This window comes from Nonomuraea monospora (assembly GCF_039531895.1).
Lineage (GTDB): Bacteria > Actinomycetota > Actinomycetes > Streptosporangiales > Streptosporangiaceae > Nonomuraea > Nonomuraea monospora.
On sequence record NZ_BAAAQX010000036.1, the window covers coordinates 58,754 to 76,517 of the forward strand.

Annotated in this window: 14 protein-coding genes; 9 read left to right on the forward strand and 5 right to left on the reverse strand. The window is 73.3% G+C overall.

Annotation, left to right across the window (positions count from 1 at the left end; genetic code table 11):
- The first annotated feature begins 76 nt into the window (after positions 1–76).
- Together ABD331_RS46195 and ABD331_RS46200 are read left to right on the forward strand one after the other, a co-directional pair.
- Positions 77–1,174 (forward strand): hypothetical protein, encoded by a 1,098-nt coding sequence (locus ABD331_RS46195; protein ID WP_344490319.1) that lies wholly within the window; start codon positions 77–79, stop codon positions 1,172–1,174.
- Positions 1,175–1,265: 91 nt separating this feature from the next.
- Positions 1,266–4,382: an amidohydrolase family protein gene (locus ABD331_RS46200; protein ID WP_344490322.1), complete on the forward strand. Its 3,117-nt coding sequence runs from the start codon at positions 1,266–1,268 to the stop codon at positions 4,380–4,382.
- A gap of 10 nt (positions 4,383–4,392) precedes the next feature.
- On the opposite strand, the gene ABD331_RS46205 is transcribed toward ABD331_RS46200, so the two are convergent.
- Together ABD331_RS46205 and ABD331_RS46210 are read right to left on the reverse strand one after the other, a co-directional pair.
- Positions 4,393–6,138, reverse strand: coding sequence for a serine/threonine protein kinase (locus ABD331_RS46205; protein WP_344490325.1), 1,746 nt, complete (start codon positions 6,136–6,138; stop codon positions 4,393–4,395).
- A 127-nt stretch (positions 6,139–6,265) separates the two neighbouring features.
- On the reverse strand, positions 6,266–7,012 hold the full coding sequence (locus ABD331_RS46210; protein ID WP_344490328.1) for an SDR family oxidoreductase: 747 nt from the start codon (positions 7,010–7,012) through the stop codon (positions 6,266–6,268).
- A gap of 160 nt (positions 7,013–7,172) precedes the next feature.
- Between ABD331_RS46210 and ABD331_RS46215 the strand changes: the two genes are divergently transcribed.
- Positions 7,173–8,447 (forward strand): acyltransferase family protein, encoded by a 1,275-nt coding sequence (locus ABD331_RS46215; protein WP_344490330.1) that lies wholly within the window; start codon positions 7,173–7,175, stop codon positions 8,445–8,447.
- 4 nt (positions 8,448–8,451) lie between these two features.
- Here the strand turns inward: ABD331_RS46215 and ABD331_RS46220 are convergent, their stop codons facing one another.
- Positions 8,452–9,207, reverse strand: coding sequence for a glucose 1-dehydrogenase (locus ABD331_RS46220; protein ID WP_344490332.1), 756 nt, complete (start codon positions 9,205–9,207; stop codon positions 8,452–8,454).
- 44 nt (positions 9,208–9,251) lie between these two features.
- Positions 9,252–10,094, reverse strand: coding sequence for a helix-turn-helix transcriptional regulator (locus ABD331_RS46225; RefSeq protein ID WP_344490335.1), 843 nt, complete (start codon positions 10,092–10,094; stop codon positions 9,252–9,254).
- Between the two features lie 66 nt (positions 10,095–10,160).
- On the opposite strand from ABD331_RS46225, the gene ABD331_RS46230 reads away from it, so the two are divergent.
- The 3 genes from ABD331_RS46230 (at position 10,161) to ABD331_RS46240 (ending at position 14,011) form a co-directional block, all read left to right on the forward strand.
- Entirely contained in the window at positions 10,161–11,387 is a 1,227-nt protein-coding gene (locus ABD331_RS46230) for a cytochrome P450 (protein ID WP_344490337.1), read from the forward strand.
- An 85-nt stretch (positions 11,388–11,472) separates the two neighbouring features.
- Positions 11,473–12,123 carry a TetR/AcrR family transcriptional regulator gene (locus ABD331_RS46235; RefSeq protein ID WP_344490340.1) on the forward strand — a complete coding sequence of 217 codons (651 nt, stop codon included), beginning with the start codon at positions 11,473–11,475 and terminating at the stop codon, positions 12,121–12,123.
- 31 nt (positions 12,124–12,154) lie between these two features.
- The gene (locus ABD331_RS46240; protein ID WP_344490343.1) at positions 12,155–14,011 is read left to right on the forward strand and encodes a serine/threonine-protein kinase; all 1,857 of its coding nucleotides are present in this window, start codon (positions 12,155–12,157) and stop codon (positions 14,009–14,011) included.
- A 512-nt stretch (positions 14,012–14,523) separates the two neighbouring features.
- On the opposite strand, the gene aroQ is transcribed toward ABD331_RS46240, so the two are convergent.
- The gene (aroQ, locus tag ABD331_RS46245) at positions 14,524–15,171 is read right to left on the reverse strand and encodes a gamma subclass chorismate mutase AroQ (protein WP_344490346.1); all 648 of its coding nucleotides are present in this window, start codon (positions 15,169–15,171) and stop codon (positions 14,524–14,526) included.
- A 66-nt stretch (positions 15,172–15,237) separates the two neighbouring features.
- Here aroQ and ABD331_RS46250 point away from each other — a divergent pair, with 66 nt between their 5' ends.
- From ABD331_RS46250 to ABD331_RS46260, 3 genes are all read left to right on the forward strand, one after another.
- Positions 15,238–15,987, forward strand: coding sequence for an MBL fold metallo-hydrolase (locus tag ABD331_RS46250; protein ID WP_344490349.1), 750 nt, complete (start codon positions 15,238–15,240; stop codon positions 15,985–15,987).
- 66 nt (positions 15,988–16,053) lie between these two features.
- Complete coding sequence (locus ABD331_RS46255; RefSeq protein ID WP_344490503.1) at positions 16,054–16,518, forward strand: RrF2 family transcriptional regulator; 465 nt, start codon at positions 16,054–16,056, stop codon at positions 16,516–16,518.
- Between the two features lie 45 nt (positions 16,519–16,563).
- Positions 16,564–17,739: an MFS transporter gene (locus ABD331_RS46260; protein WP_344490352.1), complete on the forward strand. Its 1,176-nt coding sequence runs from the start codon at positions 16,564–16,566 to the stop codon at positions 17,737–17,739.
- Positions 17,740–17,764 lie beyond the last annotated feature (25 nt).

The window sequence follows — 17,764 nt, forward strand, 5'->3', positions numbered from 1 at the left end:
ATCGAGCATCCTGGGCATGGCCAGCAGCCTCCCGAGCATCGCCCTTCTGTTCCCCCCCATCCCTGAAGAGGTACTCGTGACTCGGTATGCCATCGACCCTGCCCGCAACGTGCTCGTCGCCCTCTGGAGCACCGGCATCGGCGACACCACCACCCTCGTCGCCGACCTGCCCGAGATGGAGGACATCGGGAACGTCCGCCATCTCGCCGCTCAGCTGACGAGGCTGTCGGAGATCTGCTGGCGCTCCTACACCCACCCCGCCAGCGCCGCCGACCAGCACGGCCCGCACAGCATCGGCTGGCGCAGGCAGCAGGAGCGCGACGCCTTCGCCGGCGTCCTGCCGACGCTGATCGCCGCCCACCGGACCAGCGTCCGGCCGGCCGCGACCCAGGTCGGGCGGGCCGCGCACGCCGTCGCCATGGCCCTGCACACGCTGGGCGTCCCGGGGCTGGCCACGCACATCACCACGGACGTCGCCGCCGAGCTGGCCGCCATCGAGCAGGCCGAGCTGGGCGACCTGTCCGACAGGGCCGAGCAGGCGGTCGCGCTCAGCCGCGAGGACGCCTCGCCGCTGCACATCTCGCAGGCCGACGCCCTGCTGCGGGCGCAGCCCTTCGGCTGCCCTGAGCTGCTCACCCAGATCGACCCGGCCGCCGCCTCCGTGGCCGCCGCCCACTGGTACCACGCCGCCGTGACCGTGGCCGCCCGGCACACCGGCCTGCACCAGGTGCACGTCGTGGCCTCGGCCGAGCAGCACAGCAAGCCGCTGGCCCTGGAGAGCCTCACCGAGATCACCGCCGTCATCACCTCGGGCGGGCGCCCCCGGCACGTGGTCATGCCGCTGATCCGCAACGCGCTGCACGTCGCCGACGGTCATCTGCGCGGCATCACCGACATCCACGAGCGCGTCATCGCCGCCCAGGACCTGCTCAGCAAGGCCGACGCCGACCACCCCGACCTCGGTCTCGAACCGAACACGATCTTCGTGCCGCTCACCCCGCTCGATCCCGCCCGGCCCGCTCCCGACCTGCTCGACAACCTGCTGCACGGCATCCACACCTGCTGGCAGGTCTACCAGGACGGCCAGACGGAGGAAGGCAGGGACGAGCTGCTGCAGCAGTTCCTCGGCGAGCTCCGGCAGGAGGCGCTCGACCACACCGACCGGCTGCTCTAGCCGGTGCGGGCCCTTGACCGATCGTCTTGACCAACGTATGCACCTCGTAGACGAAGATCCCGGTCAAGCGCGAGCAGTGGAGGGAAGCCCGATGTCACCTGACGCCCCTGGCTCGATGTCCCGCCGGACCGTCCTGGCCGGTGGCGCCGGCGCCGCCCTCGCCGCCGCGATCGCGCCCGTCGCGGCGCCGCAGGCGAGGGCCGCCAGCAGGGACAGGACCTCGGTCGAGACCGGCACCGACTTCGCCGTCGCCCCCTCGCCCGACGGCCGCCTGCTGGCCTTCGACCTGCTGGGCGTCCTGTGGGTCTGCTCCGCCTCGGGCGGCACCGCCCGCAGGCTCACCAGCGACCTGTACGACCTCGCCCAGCCCGACTGGTCCCCCGACGGCTCCAGCCTGGTGTTCCAGTCGTACCGCGACGGCGTGTTCAACCTGTGGACGATCCGGCCCGACGGGTCCGCGATCAGGCAGCTGACCAAGGGCCCGTTCGACCACCGCGAGCCCCGCCACAGCCCTGACGGCCGCACCATCGCCTACTCCTCCGACGCCGGCGGCAGCTACGGGATCCACCTGCTCGACCTCGCCACCGGAACGTCCCGCGCCCTGGCGGACACCTCCGCCGAGGAGTACGAGCCGGCCTGGTCGCCCGACGGCAGCAAGCTCGCGTTCGTCGTCGCCGACACCAGGATCGACGTCATCGACGTGGCCACCGGCGCGCGCAGCACCGCCGTCACGGTGCCCGCCGGTCAGGTCATCCACCAGCCGTCCTGGCTGCCGAACGGCACCGACCTGGCCTACCACCTCTTCCGCGCGGGCCTGAACGAGGTGGCGAGCACGGCGGGCACCCTGGTCGCGGGCGAGGAGGTCTTCCCGTTCCAGGCCCGGTTCCTCCCGGACGGCCGCTACTTCTACACCTCCTCAGGCACCGTCAGGACCCGCCGCCTCGGCTCCGCCTCCGCCGGCACGGTCGGCTTCACCGCCGCGCTGACCACGACGACCCCGAAGTACAGGAAGCAGGCCAGGGTGTTCGACGCGCCCGGCTCGTTCCCCGTCGTCGGGATCGGCAGCCCAGCGGTGTCCCCCGACGGGTCCACCGTCGCGTTCCGCGCGCTCAACGACATCTACCTGGGGCGGCTCGGCGACACCCCGCGGCCGCTCTTCCGTGACCGCTGGTGGAAGGCCGATCCGGACTTCTCACCGGACGGGCGGCGGCTGGCGTTCGTGACGGACCGGACGGGGACGCTCAACATCTGGGTCCGCGACCTGGACACGGGCGCCGACCGGCAACTGACCAGGCTCACCGACTCCGCCGCGTTGTCGGTGCGATGGTCGCCGGACGGCAGCGAGATCGCCTACCTGGACCAGGACGGCGCCCTCTGGGTCCTGGACGTGGCCTCCGGCGAGCTGCAGAAGATCTTCAACGCCACGTTCGAGCCCGGCAGGCCGACCTGGTCGCCCGACGGCAGGACGATCGCGCTGGCCGCCGTCGTGCCGTACTCGCGGCGCTACCGCGAGGGCCTGTCCAAGATCCTCCTGGTGGACCGGGCCACCGGCGCGGGCACGTACGTGGACCCGGCCCCGCACCGCTCCCTGCAGACGCGCGGCGACGACGGCCCCGTCTGGTCGCCGGACGGCGCCATGCTGGCCTTCGCCATGGAGTCGGTGATCTGGGTGCTGCCCGTGGACGCGACGGGACGGCCCACCAGCCCCGCCCGCCAGGTCACCCGCGAGGTGTCCGACGCCCCCGTCTGGGCGGGCGACTCCGCCACCCTCCTCTACCTGAACGGCGGGCGGCTGCGCCGCGTCCGCGTGGACGGCGCCGCCCCGCGCACCGTCCCGCACCGCCTGACCTGGCGCAACGACCCCGGCCCCGAGCAGGTGGTGATCCACGCGGGCCGCATGTGGGACGGCGTGTCGGCGACCGTCGCCCGCGACGTGGACGTCATCGTGCGCGGCCAGCGGATCACCGCGGTCGAGCCGCACCGGGACGGCCGCCCCGGCGTCCTCGTGGACGCCCGCGACAGGTTCGTCATGCCCGGCCTGATCGACATCCACCACCACCGCGAGATGCAGGGCTACGCGTACGGGTCGCGGCAGGGCCCGCTGTGGCTGGCCCTCGGCATCACCACGACCCGCTCGCCGGGCTCGCCCGCGTACCACATGGTGGAGGAGCGCGAGTCGGTGCAGTCGGGCGCCCGGCTCGCGCCGCGCTATCTGGGCACCGGCGAGGCCATCGACGGGCCGCGCATCTACTACAACTTCATGCGGCCGACGTTCAGCCACGACCAGCTCGCGCTGGAGCTGGAGCGGGCCGCCGACCTCGACTACGACGTGCTGAAGTGCTACGTGCGGCTGCCGGTGATCTGGCACCGGGAGGTGATCGACTGGGCGCACCGCAGGGGCAAGCCGGTGACCTCGCACTACCACTACCCGGCGATCGCCATGGGCGGCGACCAGACCGAGCACGTCGGCGCCACCAGCCGGTTCGGCTACTCCCGCACCGTCACGAACGTGGGCTCCGCCTACTCCGACGTCATCGCCATGTTCAACGCCTCGAAGATGGCCAGGACCCCCACCCTGTTCAACTCGACCGCCCTCTACAGGGACGACACGTCGCTGGCCACCGACGAGCGGGTGCTGCGCCTCTACCCGAACTGGCGGCTGGCGGCGCTGCGCACCACGGTCGCCACGGCGCAGAACGCCGATCCGGCCGCCATCCAGGTGACGTTGAAGAACCTGGCCAACCAGGTCGCGCAGCTCGCGGCGATGATCCGCGGCGGCGGGGTGGTCACCGTCGGCACCGACGCGCCCATCGACCACGTCGCGGTGAGCCTGCACATGAACCTGCGCGCCATGGTCAGGTACGGGCTCACGCCGCTGGAGACGCTCACCGCCGCGACCAGCACGTCCGGCGCCTACCTGGGCCTGCCGCTGGGCAGGATCGGCAGGGGCATGTACGCGGACCTGGCCATCGTGGACGGCGACCCGCTGGCCCGGATCGAGGACGCCGCCAACGTCACCGCCGTCCTCGTCGGCGGCCGGCACCACACCGTCGAGCAGCTCCTGGCCCCTTACCCGCCGTCCACAGGCCACGCCGCGAGCAGGGTGAAGGAGCCCGTCCCCACGCACGCGAGCACCGCGGGCTACTGGTGGAACGACCCCGACGAGCTGGCCAGGGCCCGCGTCTCCTGCTGCGACCAGCACGGGTGACGGTCGGCCCCTACGGCTTGGCGATCTTGCCGCCCGCCCGCCAGTCGCGGTAGGTGGTCGTGAAGACGGACTCGTAGGTGCCCGTGCCGCTGACCGGCACCTTCCAGGTGAGGCTGAACTTCGTCGGCCGGTTCTTGGCGTCGATCGTCAGCCGGTAGTTGAGGTAGGAGGCGCCGCTCCCCTCGCTCACGTCCGCGCCCAGCCAGGAGCCCAGCAACGTCCGCAACCGGCCGCCCGCCTCGCTCGCGCGCAGGACACCGGTGTAGGTGCGGCCCTCCGGGTGGATGTCGGTGCTGTTCAGCACGACCTGCTGGATGACGGACGGGCCGGCCGTGCCGGCGACCAGGAGCGCGTACCAGTCCACGCTCTCCGGGGTCTGCTCCTCCAGCACCTTGGCGGCGGCTCCCCGCCGGTCCCGGTAGAACAGCCCGTCGGTGACGACGTAGCGGCCGGCGGACTCCTCGTAGGGGTTGATCGACATCGTGAAGTCGTCCTCGGCCCTGGCGTCACCGCTCGACAGGCGGCCGGTCGCCTTGGCGCCGGCGCTGCTCTGGGTGAAGCCGCCCTCGAAGGTGAAGTCGGCGGTGGGCGTCACGCTGAGCGACAGGTCGAGGGCCGCGGCCAGGTCCACCGCGGTGCGCGGCACCGGCGACGACGCCGCCGGGCTCGCCACCGCTGACCCGCTCGGCGCGGCCGAGGGCGGCGACGAGGCGCGGACGCCGGTCTTCGCGCCCGACGGGAGGTTCAGCACGACCGCCGCCGTGGCCCCGACGGCGGCCACGGCGGCGACGAAGGGCGAGAGCCGGCGCACCAGGCTGCGCGGCGGGCGGGGCGGCGGCTCCGGCGGCCAGGAGGCGGCGTCCTCCTGCACCGACCAGACGCGGTTCAGCCGGGCCGTCACGTCGGACGCCGGGCTGTCCGCCCTGACCTCGCTGTCACCGTGCCGGTCGCGCCAGGCCTCGGCGACCGCCGCGAGCACCTCCTCCATCGCGGGGCGGGCGGCGGGCTCCTTGGCCAGGGCCGCGTCCACGGTCGGCCGCAGCTCGCGCGGCACCGCCCCGGTGTCCACCGCGTCGTTCATCACCCGGTACGACAGCACCTCGGGGCGGCCCATCCCGTACGGCAGCTTGCCCGTCGCCGCGAACACCACGACCATCGCCCAGCCGTACACGTCGGCGGCCGGGCCGGTCGGGCCGCCCGCGTACTCCTCCGGGCTCACCCAGCCGGGAGAGCCGATCACCAGGCCGGTGCCGGTGAGCGACGTGCCGTCGAGCGAGCGGGCGATGCCGAAGTCGACCAGCCTCGGGCCGGCCGGTGACAACATCACGTTGGACGCCTTGAGATCGCGGTGCACGACCTCCGCGGCGTGCACGGCGACCAGGGCCTCCGCGAGCCCCGCGGCCAGCCCGAACAGGTCGTCGCCCGCCAGCGGGCCGCGCTCCTTGACGTGCTCGTCCAGCGTGCGGCCGTCGATGAACTCGGTCGCCAGCCACGGCTGCTCGGCCTCGGCGTCGGCCGCGAGCATCCGTACACAGCAGGCGCCCTGCACCCGGCGCAGCATCGCCACCTCGCGCCGGAACCGGACCCTGAACTCGTGGTTGGCGGCGTACGTGTGGTGGATGAGCTTGACCGCGGCCCGCTGCCCCGCGGCGTCCACGCCCGCGTAGACGATGCCCATGCCACCGGCGCCGAGCCGCCCGATGATCCGGTACGGCCCCACTTTCTCCGGGTCCTGCGGGCGCGCGGGGATGCTCACGAGGTCCTGCTTCGACGGTGTGCCAATGATCGCCAAGTGATTATGTCAGCCCGGCGCGCCGACCCCGGCGCCTCGATGACCGCCTCCACGTCCATGCCGCCGATCGGCAGGGCGGCAGGACGCCGGGTCAGGGCTTCCTGCCCGGCCAGTCGCGGTAGTGGATCCGGCCCAGGGCGGCGTCCTCGTCCGGCACCAGCGCCCGCTCGCTCACCTCGGTCCCGAAGTAGCGCGCGTGCGGGTCGGTGACGACCTCGCGCGTGTCGCCCCAGGAGGCCAGCGCCTCGCGGAAGAACTCGTCCATCCGGAACTGGTCGGGCCCGGCCACCTCGATCCCGCCGTTCAGCGGCGCGCCCAGCGCGGCCCGGCCGACCGCCTCGGCCACGTCGTCGCCCGCGATGGGCTGGAAGCGGACGGGCGCGATGCGGACCCGGCCGTCGTGCGTGGCCTCGTCGGCGATGCCGCGGACGAACTCGAAGAACTGCGTGGCGTGCACGATCGAGAACGGGATGCCCGACTTCGCGATCAACTCCTCCTGCGCCCGCTTGGCCAGGAAGTAGTCGTTCGTGGGCGTGCGCCCGGTGCCGACCACCGACAGCGCGACGTGATGGCCGACGCCCGCCGACGCCTCGGCCGCGGTCAGGTTGCGGGTCGAGGTCTCGAAGAACTCCATCACCTGCGCCGCCTCGAAGGACGGCGAGTTGGACACGTCGACCACCACGTGCGCGCCCGCCAGCGCCCCGGCCAGCCCCTCGCCCGTGAGAGCGTTCACGCCGGTCTTCGGCGAGGCCGCCACGGCCTCGTGCCCCTGCCCCTCCAGCCAGGTCACCAGCTTCGACCCGATCAGGCCGGTCCCACCGATCACCACGATTCTCATCGCTGTCACCTCTCCCGTCACTACGGAGATTAGGCAGGTGGGCAGGCCTTGGGCAGCCTCCGGGAAGGAATATTCGCGATAGCTTTCCCTATTGACAAGATGGCACCTGACCTGGGCTTACTCTAAGCATTCGCTCAGGTTGACCCCATAGCGTGACTGGGTGTCTATCAACCTGGCCGACCTGAGAGGCGACGGCGGGCCGCGGGCCGGCGTCCTGCCGCAACCGCTCCCGCCCGCGCGCAGGCAGACCTGGCTGGACGCCCTGCGCGGCGTGGCCGTGCTCGCCGTGCTCTTCGAGCACCTGCTGGACCCGCTCTTCCCCGAGATCCGCTCCGCCGTCAGCCCGTGGTTCGACTTCGGGCAGTACGGCGTCATGGTGTTCTTCCTCGTCAGCGGCTACGTGGTGCCGGCCTCGCTGGAGCGGCGCGGCGACGTCACCGGCTTCTGGATCGGGCGGCTGTTCCGCCTCTACCCGCTGTGGGCGCTCGTGGCGGTCGCCGGGACGGCGTTCGGGCTGCTGCGGGTGTACTCGGAGCTGCCCGTGCAGCTCGGCGAGCATCCCGTGACGGCCGGGCTGGCCCACCTGACGATGCTGCAGGACTTCTTCCAGGTGGTCAGCGTCGTCAACGTGTTCTGGACGCTCTCCTACGAGATGGTGTTCTACCTCCTCGTCACCGCGATCTTCGTCTTCGCGCCGCACCGGCCCCGCACCATCGGCACCCTCGTCGTCGTGACGGCGGGCGTGCTCGTGGGCGGCCTGCTGCCCGCCGGCGCCCTGTCGCGCGGGCTCGGCGTCGAGGCCGTGGTGCTCGCCGCGACCGCCGTGCTGGTGGCCGGGCTCGCCGCGGTCCTGCGCGGCGGCCCGCACGCCCGGCTGGCCGGGGCCGCCGCCCTGGCCGTGCCCGCCGTCGTGCTGATCGGCTTCAACAGCAGGATCGGGGCGTGGCAGAGCCTGGCCATCGTGGCCACCATGTTCGCCGGCACGGCGCTGCACCGGCTCGACCAGGGGCAGCTCCACCGCCGCGCCCGGTGGGTGGTCGGGCTGGTGCCCGTGGTGTGCGTCGTGGCCGCGTTCTGGTTCGGCCCCGGGTGGGGGATGGGCGAGGCGGAGGCGACGGCGTTCAGGTGGAGCTGGTCGGCGGCCGTGGTGGCGGCCTGGCTCACCTTCGTCGTCTTCCGGCTGCTGCCGGTCGCCATGCCGGGGGTGCTGGCGCGGCTCGGGCTGATCAGCTACTCCGTGTACCTGGTGCATCCGCTGGCCGTGCAGGTGTTGCGGCGGCTGGTGCCGTACCCGGGGCAGGTCGCCTGGGCGGAGCGGGTCACCTGGGCGGTGGCGCTGACGGCCGTGGTGGCCGCCGTCGCCACGCTCTGCTACCGGTACGTGGAGCTTCCCGCCCAAGCGGCCGGCCGCCGCCTGATCCGCGCCCGTTCCTGAGGGTTCAGCCGGTCAGCCCAGAGGCGGTGGCGACCAGGCCGCCGTCGATGACCAGGTCCTGCCCGTTGACGTACGAGGCCTCGTCCGAGGCGAGGAAGGCGACCGCGCCCGCCACGTCCTCGGCCGTGCCGAGCCGCCCGGCGGGCACCGCGGCGAGCACGGCGGCCCCGGCCTCGGCGGAGATGTTGTCGTGGAACATCGGCGTCTCGATGTAGCCGGGGCTGACCGAGTTGACCCGGATCCCCCTGGGCGCCAGGTCGGCGGCGAGCGTGTGCGCCAGGTTGTGCACCGCCGCCTTGGTCGCCGCGTAGATCGAGGCGCCCGGCAGGCCGCGGTGCAGCGTCCACGACGCGTTGATCACGATCGCGCCGCCGTCCGCGAGCAGCGGCAGCGTCTTGTGGACGGTGAAGAACACGCCCTTGAAGTTGATGGTCACGATGCGGTCGAACTCGGCCTCGGTGACCTCGCCGAACGAGGCGACGCCCGCGTTGGCGAACACCACGTCGAGCCGCCCGTACCGGTCGCGGATCGTGGCGGTCAGCGCGTCCAGGCCGGCGAGGTCCGCGACGTCGGCGCGTACCGGGAGGACCCGGTCGTCGCCGCCCAGCTCGTCGTGCGCGGCCTTCAGCCGCGTCTCGTCCCTGCCGGTGATGACCACCCGCGCGCCCTCGGCGAGCAGCCTGCGGGCGGCGGCCAGGCCCATGCCGCTGGTGCCGCCGGTGATGAGTGCGATCCTGCCGTTGAAACGTCCGTTCGTCATGAAGCTCAGCCTGCCGACCTGGGCGCGGGCGAGACAGTGCGTGCTCAGCCTGGGTCTGACAGCACCACCTTGGCCAGCCGCTCATCGGTGCCGGGCAGCGGGTTGTACAGCTCCAGGTGCCAGTCCGGCCGGTCGGCCACCGTCAGAGTGGTCATCTCGAAGTACAGGTCGCCGGCGGCGGGGTGGCGCACCGCCTTCACCGCCTGGACGGGCGCGCCCACCTCGTGGCGGGCCCACAGCCCGGCGAACTCGGGGCTGACCGCGCTGAGGTCGTCCACCAGCCGGCCGAACTCCGGGTCGCCGGGGGCGTGGCCCGCGTCGGCGCGGAAGGCGGCGACCACGGCCGGGGCGACCGCGTCCCACTGCACGTGCATGCCGCGGTAGCGGGCGTTGGTGAAGAACGAGACCAGGCAGTTGTGATCGACGTCGTCGTAGCCGAACACCGCCCGCGTCGCCGCGTTGATCGCCAGCAGGTTCCACCGGCTGTCGCGCAGGATCGCCGGTCGAGGCGTCCACGCGTCGAGCAGGCGGCGCAGCTCCGGGGTGACCTCCGCGCCGCCCCGCGTCCCACCGGGGAGCGGCGGGTTGAGTCCGGCCAGCAGGTACAGGTGGGCGCGCTCCGGCTCGCTCAGGCGCAGCGCCCGGCCGATCGCGTCGAGCACCTCGGCCGAGACGTTGATGTCGCGCCCCTGCTCCAGCCACGTGTACCAGGACACGCCGACCCCGGCCAGCACGGCGACCTCCTCGCGGCGCAGCCCCGGCGTCCTGCGCCGCCCCACTGCCACCATGCCGACGTCGCCGGGGGCGAGCCGCGCCCGGCAGGCGCGCAGGAAGTCGCGGAGCTGCTCGCGGCGGTGCCGCCTGGCCTCAGGAGTCTCGCTGGTCATAAGTCACGGTAACGTCGCCGGGTTATAGTCAGGGCAATTGCCATCTTCCGGGCGAAGGTGATGGGCATGTCCCTGGGCGACCTGTACGAACCGCTCCACCAGCACCACGCCGACCCCTACCCCTTCTACGAACGGGCCCGCCGCGAGGAGCCGCTGTTCTACTCCCCGGCCATCGGAGCCTGGGTCGTGACCAGGATGACCGACGTGCGCCGGATCCTGCGCGACAGCCGCACGTTCTCCTCGGCCAACACCCTGCGGCCGTTCACGCCTTTTCCTCCGGCCGTCCTGGCCGAGCTGGGCAAGGGCTACCCCAACCTCGCCTCGTACATCACGATGGACGGCGACGAGCACCGGCGGCTGCGCGGCCCCGCCGCGGCGGCGCTCACCCCCGAGCGCGTGGACGCGATCGAGCCGTACATCACCGAACGCGCCACCCAGCTCATCGACGGCTTCGCCAAGGACGGCGGCGTCGAGTTCATGGCCGGCTACGCCAACCCGCTGCCCGTGGACGTGATCGCCCGGCTGATCGGCTTCGCGGAGGAGGACAGCGCCGCGTTCGGCGACGACAGCCGGACCGCCGCGTCCATGGGGATGGGGCACCGGTTCAGCTCGGAGGAGGAGCAGATCGAGTGCGCCCGCACGTGGGTGCGCTTCCAGCAGCTCATCGAGCGGTACGTGACCGCGCGCCGCGCCGACCCCCGCGACGACCTGATCAGCGACTACCTCGCCGCCTTCGCCCCCGGCACGGAGCCGCTCACCTTCGAGCGCACGGCCGAGCTCATCGGGCTCGTGCTGGGCGTCGCCGTGCCCGGCCACATCACCACCTCGGCGCTGCTCGGCAACGGCCTGCTGCGGCTGCTGTCCCAGCCCGAGCAGTGGCGGCTGCTGTGCGAGCGGCCCGGCCTCGTGGCGAACGCCGCCGAGGAGATCGCCCGCTACGACACTCCGACGCACATCTTCCTGCGGGTCTCGACCGCCGACGCCACCGTCGGCGGGCAGGACTTCCCCGCCGGGACCGAGTTCGCGCTCTGCCTCGCCTCCGCCAACCGGGACGACGACGCCTTCGAACGGGGCGAGACCTTCGACATCACCCGGACGCCCCGCGCGAACGTGGTCTTCGGTCAGGGGCCCCACTACTGCCCGGGGGCCGGGCTGGCGCGGCGCGAGGTCGAGATCTCGCTGCGGCTGCTCGCCGAACGGCTGCCGGGGCTGCGGCTCGTGGCGGGGCAGCGGATCGAGTACCGCGGCACGCTCGATCACCGGGGGCCGCTCGCCCTGTGGCTCGAATGGTGACAGTGGCGCGGGCGATCTGACTCCTTGCGTCCGGGCTGATCATTCTTCTAAGTTAGGGACCGTAACTTTGGAAGGGGATCGCCCAGTGAAGACCGGCGGGCGCACGGCCAGCTTCACGCTGAGCGACGTGATCGAGGCCGGCACCCGCCTCGGCCTCGTCCAGCTCAGCATGCAGGGCGTCGCCGACGCGCTCGGCGTCACGACTGCGGCGCTCTACCGCCACGTGGCCGGCCGTTCCGCGCTGGAGACGCTGGTCGGCGAGGCGATCCTCGACCGGCTCACGCTCGTGGACGACCCCGCCGAGCCGGCCGCCGCCCACCTGGCGAGCTTCGCCATGCAGTTGCGGCGCTTCACCCTCGGCCACCCGGGGACCGCCCAGTACCTGCAACGGCTGTTCCCGCGCGGGCCGTCGGGCCTGCGGCTGCTGGAGCACCAGATCGTCGCCCTCGGCCGGCGCGGCTACGACCCGGCCGCCGCCGTCACGCTCTCCTCCTCGATGGCCACCATCGCCATCGGCGCCACCGTGGCCGAGCAGGAGCGGGCGAGCCTGCTCGGCACCCCGGCCGTGGACGAGGCGCTGGCCGTGATGGCGGGCTCCGAGCTGCTGCGGCAGGCCGGCGCAGGCATCCCCGACCACACCCCGGAGGACTACTTCGTGTTCCTGATCACAGCGGCCGCCGAGGGGCTGGTCGCCCGGCTCCCGCCCGGCCACCCGGTCCCGAGGACGGCGTCCTGAACGCCGCCCGGCACGACGTCGAGGAGCCCCGGTGCCCGAGCCGATGAGCCTGCTGCCCGACGACCCCGCCGAGGCCGGGCCGTACCGGCTGGAGGGCCGGCTCGGCGCGGGCGGGCAGGGCACCGTCTACACGGCGCGCGGCCCCGGCGGCGCGCTCGTCGCGGTCAAGCTGCTGCACTCGCACCTGATCACCGACGACGAGGCCAGGAACCGGTTCCTGCGCGAGGTGCAGACGGCCGAGCGGGTGGCGCCCTTCTGCACGGCCCAGCTGCTGGGCTCCGGGTTCGTGGGGGCCAGGCCGTACATCGTCAGCGAGTACGTGGACGGCCCCTCGCTGCAGGACTCGGTCAGGGAGAGCGGGCCGCGCGGCGCGGCGGCGCTGCAGCGGCTGGCCATCAACACGGCGACGGCCCTGGCCGCGATCCACGCCGCCGGGGTGGTGCACAGGGACTTCAAGCCCGGCAACGTGCTGCTGGGCCCCGACGGGCCCGTGGTGATCGACTTCGGCATCGCCAAGGCTCTGGACGTGAGCCAGTCGGTGGTCAGCAGCCAGCCGATCGGGAGCCCCGCGTACATGGCGCCCGAGCAGATCGCGGACGAGGACGTGGGGCCGGCCGCCGACCTGTTCGCGTGGGCCGCGACCATGTACTACGCGGCCACCGGGCAGCGGGCCTTTCCCGGCGAGTCCATTCCCGCGACCCTCAACTCGGTGTTGCGCAGTGAGCCGGACCTGAGCGGGGTGGAGGGGCGGCTGCGGGGGCTGCTGGCGGAGTGCCTGGACAAGGAGCAGGCGGGGCGGCCCACCGCCGCCCAGGTCGTCGAACGCCTGCGCGCCCTGTCCTGGCACTCCGCCCCGACCGACGGCCACGCTCAGCACTCCCCCACGCCCCGCGCCGTCGCCGCCGAACGCCCCGGCGAGCACGCCCCCGCCAGACAGGCGCACGCCGGGCAGGCGCACGCCGGACACGCCGCCGCCGAGCAGGCGCACGCCGGACACGCCCCCGCCGGGCAGACGCACGCCGAGCACGCGCACGCCGAGCACGCGCACGCCGAGCACGCGCACGCCGGGCAGGCGCACGCCGGGCAGGCCACGGCCGAGCACGCCCGTGCCGGGCAGGCGCACGCCGGACACGCCGCCGCCGAGCAGGCGCACGCCGGGCGGACGACGGCTGAGCAGGCCCATGCCGGAGGCGTTCCGGGCGGGTATGACGCCAGTGGGCACCTTTCCACCGCGCCGCGCGCCCGCGCGGTGAGCCCCGTCCGGCGGCGCGTGCCTGCCGTCGTCGCGGCGGGCGCGGCGCTGGTGCTCGCCGCCGGCGTCGGCATCAGCGTGTACGCCCTCACCCCCGCCACCGCCCAGCGACAGGCCGCGCTGCAACCGCCGCCGAGCACGTCGCCCCCGCCCTCGGAACCCGCGTCGTCCACCCCGTCGCCGGCCCCCACCGCGTACGAGCTGCTCGTCACGAAGAAGCCGGACAAGACCGCCGGCCCGGCTCCGGCGTCCCCCGCCAAGACGCCCCGCAGGTCCGCGACCCCGGCCCGCGATTCCGACGCGATGCCGGGCAGCAGCCCCACCACCTCCGCCAAGAAGCCGAGGAAGACGCCCGAGCCGACCAGCAAGCCGTCCGCCACCAGCCGGCCGCCCTCCCCCAAGCCGTCGCTCCAGCCCTCCACGGGCACGATCACGTGGAACGACGTCGGCGAGTACTGCAAGGCGCACGGGCAGACGCTCATGTACGGCGCCGGCTGGTCGGGCATGAAGTGTTCGGACGGCGCGGAGGTGTCGGTGACGGCGGTGTGCGCGTGGAAGTACCCCGCCTACGGCCAGGCCGTGGGGGTGCCGCCGGAGAACCCGTTCATGCCGTCGGCCACCTGCAACCTGTCCTGACAGTGAGCCGCCGCGCCAACCAGCCCGTTTAGTCCCGTTCTGGTGCGGTAGGGGCCGCTTGTTGGCGGAATGTGAACGGGGCGATCACATCAGAGCGATCGCCCGGCGCCACACAGGAGGTGACGATCATCCTTGCGGCATTGGCCATCCCGGTGGCGGCTCTGATCGGTCTGATGCTCATGACTCTTCTGGAGGACGCGCTCCTGGCGCCTCCCGCCGACTCCCGAAAACCCGACGCCGCCGACCCGGCGCCCGCCTCCGGACCGGCACCCGAACCGGCACCCGAGCCGGCATCCGAATTGGCGCCCGAGCCGGCGTTCGAAGCGACACTCGCAGCGGCACCCGCACCAACAGCCACGGCGGATTCCGCCGAACCCGCGACGGAGTCCACGGCCGTGATTCTCCCGCTGCCCGCACGCCCCTACGCCTCCGGCCGAGGACGCCCGGCCACGCGACGCCCCCGAAGTTGCGCCCGCGTCACCGCACGCGTGGACGACCCCAGGTGCGCCGCGTCAAGAACCAGGCATCCCCTGCCGCGCTCGGCCTGAGCGCGCGCAGAGCGGGACGAGCGCCGCGTCGAGGGCGTCGCGGTGCAGCCGGTCCAGCCCGGTACGGGCTTCCACGTCGAGCCTGGCGGCGGCCGACGCGGCCCAGCAGCGGCCGACGGAGGCGCGTACCGGTGCGGTCTCCTTCAGCAGGCGCAGCAGGCGCGGCGTGAGCCGGTCGAGCCGCGGCCTGATCTCGGTCGCCAGGTCGGCGTGGCGGCGGGGCCGCAGCTCAGGATGCGCCCGCCAGCGCGCGTGCAGCCCGCGCTGCACCCGCTTGCCGGCCTCGATCTGGGCACGGAAGAACCGCACCCCGTCCTCCGGCGGCAGCCCGGCCCGCGCCGACTCGGCGGCGACCGCGTCGAGCAGCCGACGCTCGCGGGCGGGATCGTCGATCGGGCGGCCGTCGGCGAGCTTGGCCGCCGCCACCTCGTCGGCCAGCAGCAGCCGCCGCACGACCAGCCCGACCAGCTCGTCCATGCCGGCGGGCGCGCCGATCGCCGACCAGCCGACCCCGCCCCTGGAACCGTCTGCGGACGCCTGAACGTCTCCGTGCAGCAGCACCGCCGACATCACGGCCACCGCCAGTGACGCGGACCTCACCGAACCGGTCATGACCACCCGCCCCTGAATTGACTACGGTGAGTAATATAGACGTCACATAGCGCCATAGGGGCGGGAATGCAGCTTCACTTCATCGGCACCGGCTCGATCTTCCACGACCGTCTGAGCGCCTCCGCGCTGCTGGACGGCAAGCTCCTCATCGACACGCCGAACGGCTCGATCAAGGCGATGCGCCGCTCGGGGATCGACCCGGCCGTCGTGGACATCTGCCTCATCACCCACTTCCACGCCGACCACTTCTTCGACATCATCTTCCTGCTCATGGAGCAGGGCCTGCTGCGCGAGCGGGAGCGGGAGCTGGTGCTCATCGGCCCGACGGGGTTCGCCGAGCGGGTGGTGCACCTGTTCGAGATCAGCTATCCGGGCACCTGGGAGCAGGTGCGGCCGAAGGTGCGACCGCGTTTCGTCGAGTTCGGCCACGAGGGCGGCGAGTGGTCGGGCGACGGCTACCGCGTCCAGGCCCTGCGCGTGGAGCACACCACCCCGATCGCCCTCGGCTACTCGATCACCGACGCCGCCGGCACCGTCTTCGGCTACACCGGCGACACCGTGCTGTGCCCGTCGGTCGAGCGGCTCGCCGACACCAGCGCGGCCCTCGCCCTCGACACGTCCTTCCGCACCTCCAAGGTGGGCCACATGGGGCTGGACGACGTGGAGCGCATCGCCGACGACCACCCCGGCCTCACGCTCTTCCCCACGCACCTCGGCGAGGAGGTCACCGGCTCCGACCGGCCCAACATCGTCTTCCCCGAGGACGGGCAGAGCTTCGAGCTCGGCCCCGACGGCGTCGTGCCGGGAAGCGGCTGACCCGCGAGACGGCGGCCCCCCGGACGACGCGGCCGATCGGGGATGTGTAATATCCCGGTTGTGCAGATGGGTGAAGGAGTCGAGTGGGGGTTGCACTGCTGTGTGACCCTGGGCTGGCTGCGGGACGAGGGCCCGGTGTCGATCCGCAAGCTAGCCGCCTGGTTCGACCTGCCGCAGGAGTACCTGAAGAAGCGGCTCCAGGCCTTGACCAAGGCCGGGATCCTCACCTCCGTCCCCGGCGCGAGAGGCGGCTTCTCACTGGCCAGGCCGCCTGAGCAGATCACCATGATGGACGTGGTGACCGCGCTGGAGGGGCCCGCCGAGGCGTTCCGCTGCGTCGAGATCCGGCAGCGCGGCGTCGGCGCGGAAGGCGGCCAGTTCCGCCGTCCCTGCGGGATCAGCATGGCGATGCGGCGGGCCGAGCTGGCCTGGCGGCGGGAGCTGGCCGCGCAGACGATCGCCGACCTCATGGCGGGCGCCTCCCCCTCGGGTGAGCGCACCCGGCGCACCTACGCCCGCCTGCGCGGCTGATCGATCGCCCCCCTCACGGCGGGCTCACCCGGAAGTGGAATGAGGATGTCTGGTATCCCGATCAGAACCCTGGTGCTGGGGCTCGGCACGTTCGCCGTCGGCACCGACGCGTACGTGGTGGCCGGGTTCCTGCCCGCGATGGCCCAGTCGTTGCAGGTGACGCAGAGCACCGCCGGGCAGTCGGCCACCGTCTTCGCCGTCGCGTACGCGGTGCTGTCGCCCGTGCTGGCCACGTTCACGGCCCGGGTGCCGCGCCGGGCCCTGCTGACCGGCGCGCTCGCCGTGCTCGCGCTCGCCAACCTCGGCTCCGCGCTGGCGCCCGACTACCCGGTGCTGATCGTCACCCGGGTGCTGGCCGCCGCCGGCGCCGCCGCCTTCACCCCGGGCGCCGGCGCCGTGGCCGCCGCCATGGCCGCCCCTCACCAGCGGGCCCGCGCGCTGGCCGTGGTGGTCGGCGGGCTGACCGTGGCCACCGCGCTCGGCGTCCCGCTCGGCAACCTCGCCGACAGGACGCTGAGCTGGCGGATCGCGCTCGGGCTGGTCGCCGCCCTCTGCGCGCTCTGCGCCGCAGGCGTGCTCGCCGTCCTGCCCGCCCTGCCGGGCGGCCCGAGCGTCCCGCTGCGCACCAGGCTGCACGCCCTGCGCCATCCCGGGGTGCTCGCGGTGCTGCCGCTGACCCTGCTCGGCATGATGGCCAGCTACGGCCTGTACGCCTACGCCGTCCCGCTCCTGCACGCGCTGGGGGCCACGCCGGAGTCCGAGATGTGGCTGCTGTTCCTGTACGGCGCCGGCGCCGTCGTCAGCAACCTGGTCGCGGGCGGTGCGGCCGACCGGTACGGGCCCGTCCGCGTGCTGTTCGTGGGCTACGCGGCACTCGCGCTCACTCTGGGCGCCTTCACCTGGGCCACCGGCGCCGGGTCGCACCTGCTGCCCGTGGCCGCGCTGCTCATGGCGGCCTGGGGAGCGAGCACCTGGTTCCAGACCCCGGCACAGCAGTTGCGGCTGATCTCCGCCGCGCCTCAGGAGACCGCCGTCGTGGTGGGGCTGAACGGCTCCGTGCTCTACCTCGGCATCGCCCTGGGGACGGCGCTCGGCGGGCTGCTCCTGCCCGTGGGCGCGCCGGTCGCGCTCGGCGTGAGCGCGGCGCTGGCCGCCTGCTGCCTGCTCTACCTGGCCGCCACCCGCCGGGCCGGCGAACGGGCCGTCGTCCACCCGGAATAGTCGTGATCTCCGGACGGCTGTCCTA

Coding starts and splice junctions, on each gene's coding strand:
- ABD331_RS46200 (WP_344490322.1), top strand. CDS start 1,266: ATGTCACCTGACGCCCCTGGCTCGATGTCCCGCCGGACCGTCCTGGCC.
- ABD331_RS46210 (WP_344490328.1), bottom strand. CDS start 7,012: ATGAGAATCGTGGTGATCGGTGGGACCGGCCTGATCGGGTCGAAGCTG.
- ABD331_RS46220 (WP_344490332.1), bottom strand. CDS start 9,207: ATGACGAACGGACGTTTCAACGGCAGGATCGCACTCATCACCGGCGGC.
- ABD331_RS46225 (WP_344490335.1), bottom strand. CDS start 10,094: ATGACCAGCGAGACTCCTGAGGCCAGGCGGCACCGCCGCGAGCAGCTC.
- ABD331_RS46230 (WP_344490337.1), top strand. CDS start 10,161: ATGTCCCTGGGCGACCTGTACGAACCGCTCCACCAGCACCACGCCGAC.
- aroQ (WP_344490346.1), bottom strand. CDS start 15,171: ATGACCGGTTCGGTGAGGTCCGCGTCACTGGCGGTGGCCGTGATGTCG.
- ABD331_RS46250 (WP_344490349.1), top strand. CDS start 15,238: ATGCAGCTTCACTTCATCGGCACCGGCTCGATCTTCCACGACCGTCTG.
- ABD331_RS46255 (WP_344490503.1), top strand. CDS start 16,054: ATGGGTGAAGGAGTCGAGTGGGGGTTGCACTGCTGTGTGACCCTGGGC.
- ABD331_RS46260 (WP_344490352.1), top strand. CDS start 16,564: ATGTCTGGTATCCCGATCAGAACCCTGGTGCTGGGGCTCGGCACGTTC.